This window comes from Sphingobium sp., from assembly GCF_032153725.1.
In the GTDB taxonomy this organism is placed as follows: Bacteria; Pseudomonadota; Alphaproteobacteria; order Sphingomonadales; family Sphingomonadaceae; genus Sphingobium.
On the sequence record NZ_JALDYQ010000143.1, the window covers coordinates 1 to 4,345 of the forward strand.

The following is a 4,345-nucleotide window of genomic DNA, read 5'->3' on the forward strand; positions in this document are numbered from 1 at the left end:
TCTGAAAGGTAGCGGGACCCCGGATCAAGTCCGGGGTGACGAGGGTAGGAATGTCCACAAATGGCCAAAATGCGGTCCTAAAAGTTCACCTTCACCCCCAGCCGCACCGTCCGCGGCTCGACGACCCGGCTCAACCGCCCCTCCTGGGCCCCGGCGACGTCGAAGGCGGGGATATAGGATTCATAGAAATAGGCGATATCCTTGTCCCGGCTGTCGAGGATATTCAGCAACTCGCCATACAGCTCGATCCGCTTGCCCTTCCATGCGCCACGGGCATTGACCACCGTGCTGCCCTTGTCCCGCGCGCTATTATCCTCGATCAGCGGATAAGGGCCCAGATGGCGCACGCGCAAACTCGTCTCCCACGGCCCGACCACGATCGCGGCCCCCGCCGATGCCGCATTTTCGAACGCATTGGGAATATGGTCGCCATTGTCGTAGCGTGAATGGCTGGCGGTATAATTGCCGTCCAGCGCCAGCCAGGGCAGCGGCCGCCAGAAGGCGACGATCTCATAACCATGCCGCTTGCTCGCGCCGGTCGGCTCGACCGCGTTGCTATCCCCGACGAAGCGCAATTCGCTGCCGACATCCAGCCACCAATAAGTCGCCGTCAGGCTGGCCGATCCGATCTGGAAGCGCCCGCCCAGTTCCTTGCCGGTGCCGCGCACCAGCACCGGAACCGGCGTGTCGGCATTCACCGCCCCGCGCACATCGTTGGAGTGAAAGCCCCGCCCCCAATTGGCATAGAGTTCCACTTGCGGCGTCAGCCTGTAGGCCAGCGATGCCTTGGGCGAAAGCAGGCCGTCCGACCCCTTGCCCGCGCCCAGAGCAGCCGCCGCGGCATCCCGCGCCCGCACCGCATAACGATAATGATCACCCCGCAGCCCGCCAGTCAGGCGCAGCCCCGTCAACGGCCGCCATGTCACATCGCCATAAAGCGCCAGCGACAGCTCCTCGACATGATAGCGCCCCAGCGACGCCAGGAACGCCCGGTCGGCGGTGCGGGACACGCCGACATTGCCGATATGGTCGTAGCGATTCTCGGTCCCGATGCCCAAATCCAGCGTCGACCCCAGCGACCAGCGCTTCTCGGCGGTCGCGCCGATGATCCAGCGCCGGTCATATTGCCGGATCTGCGCGCTGGAGCCATCGGGATCGGCATAGGTCGGGTTGGAATACATCGACCAGTCATAATATTGCGCATAGCCATTGGCCCGCCAGTCCGCCTGGGTGACCGCGACATTGCCGACGAAGCGCGTCGTTTCGCCCCGCGCCGAAGGATCGGGTGAGCAGAAGACGTCCGCACATTCCGCCGATCCGATGATCCGCTCCGGAATCTGCTCGGTCGGCCGCCAGGTCGCGCGATAGGCGTGCAGCGTCGCTTCCACCGCGCCCGCCCGATATTTGGCGAAACCGGCATAATGACGCAGATGCTCCGGCTCTTCCCACGGCCCGTCATAGGCCTTGGCCTGCGCCACCAGCGTCAGCTCGCCCGCGCCCGGCCCCTTGATCGTGCCCCCCGCCGCGATCCGCCGCGCGCCGTAGGACCCGCCCTCGACCGACATCCACGGCCGCTCATATCCGTCGATCGTCTTCATATAGGCCGCACCCGCCAGCGCGAAGTCCCCGCCATCGGCGCGATAGGGGCCCTTGCGGAAATCCTCCCGCGCGATGATTTCCGGGATCAGCCCGTTAAGGTCCAGATAGCCCTGCCCATGTCCATGCGACCGGAAATTCATCTGCACGCCGTCGATATAGGTGGTGAAGTCCGACCCATGGTCGAGATTGAAGCCGCGCAGGAAATATTGGTTCGCCTTGCCCGATCCCGAATGCTGGGCGGCGACCATCCCCGGCACCGCCTCCAGCAGTTCGGCCACGCGCAGCAGCGGGCGGACCAGCAGGTCGGACCCAGCCACGCTGCCCTCGCTTGCCGCCTGAGCGACGCCGATCTTCGCCTCGCCCCGGCCGAAAACGACGATCTCGGCATCCACGGGAACCTCGGCCAGAGCCGGGAAAGGCTGAGCCATGATCAGGCCCGCCGCCATTATCTTCAATCGCATGTCCATTCCTTCCGGCGTCTCGCGACATCCGGTGGAGCCTGACCGCCAGTCGACGGCCGGCGCGCAGGGACGGCCGGACGCCAAAAGCGACCGTTCCCGCGAACCGATGCGGCCTCCACCGCTCGTTCGTCGCTCAGACGGAAAGACACCGTGCCATGGCCATCCCCTGGACCCAGGCAAGAGCGACCAGACGCCGGCAGGTCTCCTGGCTCGCGGGTCATCGCATCGATGCAAGGCCTTCCCAGGCCTCGCAGGATTTAGCGTCCGGCCCAGTGGCTGGCGGCGGAAGCCTTGCTCCGCCGCGCATATGCATCGCGCTCACCGCTTACAGTTGCAGGGACAGCCACGGATTGGGGAGTTTCCTCCCGCACCGCGTTCCCTTTTAAGTCCCTTTCGGGACACCGGCGCGATCATTGCGCGGGGCTTCAAGTCCCGCGCGCCTTGCCCGTTACACGCGTCCGCGCCCGGCTGGCAAGGGGGTCCGTTCGCCGGAAAGCAAAGTCACCCCTCTTCATAAACCTGTCTGAAAGGCGTAGCTATCGGATAGCTTCATGAGCGGCCGGGACGGACATGATTCCCAAGGCATCTGGAAGGAGGATGTATGACGTTCAAGGCTTTGCTTTCCACCGGCGCCGCTCTCTGACCGTCATGACCGCCCCATCCCCCCAACCGCGCAAGCCCCTTCCCGATGGCTTTATCGACCAGCTCCGCGCGATCATCGGTGATCGCGCGACCCTTGGCGAAGCGATCCGCAGCCAGCACGGCCAGAGCGAAACCCATTTCGACCCCGTCCTGCCCGATGTGGTGGTCTTCGCCCATTCGACCGGGGAAGTGGTGGAGCTGGTCAGGCTCTGCATCGTGGCGGAGGTGCCGATCATTCCCTATGGCGCGGGCACGTCGATTGAGGGCAACGCCCTGCCGGTGCATGGCGGCGTCACCGTGGACCTTAGCCAGATGGACGCGATATTGGCGGTCCATCAGGAGGATTTCGACTGCACGGTACAGGCCGGGGTCCGGCGCGAGCAGCTCAACGAATATCTGCGCGATCAGGGCCTGTTCTTCCCGATCGATCCGGGCGCCAATGCGACGATCGGCGGCATGGCCTCCACCCGTGCCTCGGGAACCAACGCCGTCCGCTACGGCACGATGCGCGAGGCGATATTGTCCCTGCGTGTGGTGACGCCTGACGGCCGCGACATCCGCACCGCCCGCCGGGCACGCAAGTCGGCCGCAGGATATGACCTCACCCGCCTGATGATCGGCAGCGAGGGAACGCTGGGCATCATCACCGAAATCACCCTGCGCCTGCATGCGATCCCCGAAGCCATCTCCGCCGCCGTGTGCAGTTTCGGCACGCTGCAAGGCGCGGTCGACACGGTGGTCCAGTCGATCCAGATCGGCGTGCCGCTGGCGCGCGTCGAGTTACTGGACGACCATCAGATGCGCGCCGTCAACCGCTGGTCGAAACTGGACTATCCCGAACTCACCACGCTCTTCTTCGAATTCCACGGGTCGCAATCCTATGTGGAGGAACAGGTGCGAACAGTGGAAGGCATTGCCGCCCTGAACGGCGGCGGCGAATTCCGCTGGTCGAACCTGCCCGAAGAACGCTCGAAACTCTGGAAGGCACGGCACGAGGCCTATTATGCCGCCGTCAACATGCGTCCCGGCGCGGTCGGCTGGGTCACGGATGTCTGCGTGCCCATCAGCCGCCTGGCCGAATGCATCACCCAAACCCGCGCCGATCTGGACAAGGTCAGCCTGCCTGCGACGATTTTGGGCCATGTGGGCGACGGCAATTTCCATGTGATCTTCTCCATGGACCTGAACAGCGCCCAGGAACTGGCGGAGGTCGAGGCGCTCAACCACCGCCTGGTCGACCGCGCGCTGGCGATGGACGGCACCTGCACCGGCGAACATGGTATCGGGCTGGGGAAACAGGATTGCCTGATCGACGAACTGGGCGATGCGGTGGAGACGATGCGCCTGATCAAGCGTGCCCTGGACCCCAAGAACCTGTTCAATCCGGGCAAGATTTTTGCCGTGTAGGAGCAGATTTCTGCCGGTATCCTTGATCAGCCTTCGCGACTGCAAAAGGAAAATATATAGAAAAATCAGCTATTTGAGTCAATTTCCGCGAGTTTTTTCAAGGAATTTCCAAAAACTGTCATTTTAGGGGTTGCCCGAATCCCCGGACCCACATAGATGGCCTCTCACCGGACGGGACGCGGCCACTGAGGCGGCGGATTGGACGGTCGCCAACATAGACGGACACCAGGTCCCCC

General features: G+C 64.1%; 2 protein-coding genes and 1 riboswitch. Of the genes, one reads left to right on the forward strand and one right to left on the reverse strand.

The window, feature by feature from the left end:
* Positions 1-77: 77 nt before the first annotated feature.
* Positions 78-2,060 (reverse strand): TonB-dependent receptor, encoded by a 1,983-nt coding sequence (locus RUH75_RS23400; RefSeq protein ID WP_313809609.1) that lies wholly within the window; start codon positions 2,058-2,060, stop codon positions 78-80.
* 177 nt (positions 2,061-2,237) lie between these two features.
* Positions 2,238-2,481: riboswitch (cobalamin riboswitch) on the reverse strand.
* 227 nt (positions 2,482-2,708) lie between these two features.
* On the opposite strand from RUH75_RS23400, the gene RUH75_RS23405 reads away from it, so the two are divergent.
* Positions 2,709-4,109, forward strand: coding sequence for an FAD-linked oxidase C-terminal domain-containing protein (locus RUH75_RS23405; protein WP_313809610.1), 1,401 nt, complete (start codon positions 2,709-2,711; stop codon positions 4,107-4,109).
* Positions 4,110-4,345: the final 236 nt, after the last annotated feature.

Excerpts from the sequence above, each read along its gene's own strand:
- RUH75_RS23400 (WP_313809609.1), bottom strand. The coding sequence starts at position 2,060 with ATGCGATTGAAGATAATGGCGGCGGGCCTGATCATGGCTCAGCCTTTC.
- RUH75_RS23405 (WP_313809610.1), top strand. The coding sequence starts at position 2,709 with ATGACCGCCCCATCCCCCCAACCGCGCAAGCCCCTTCCCGATGGCTTT.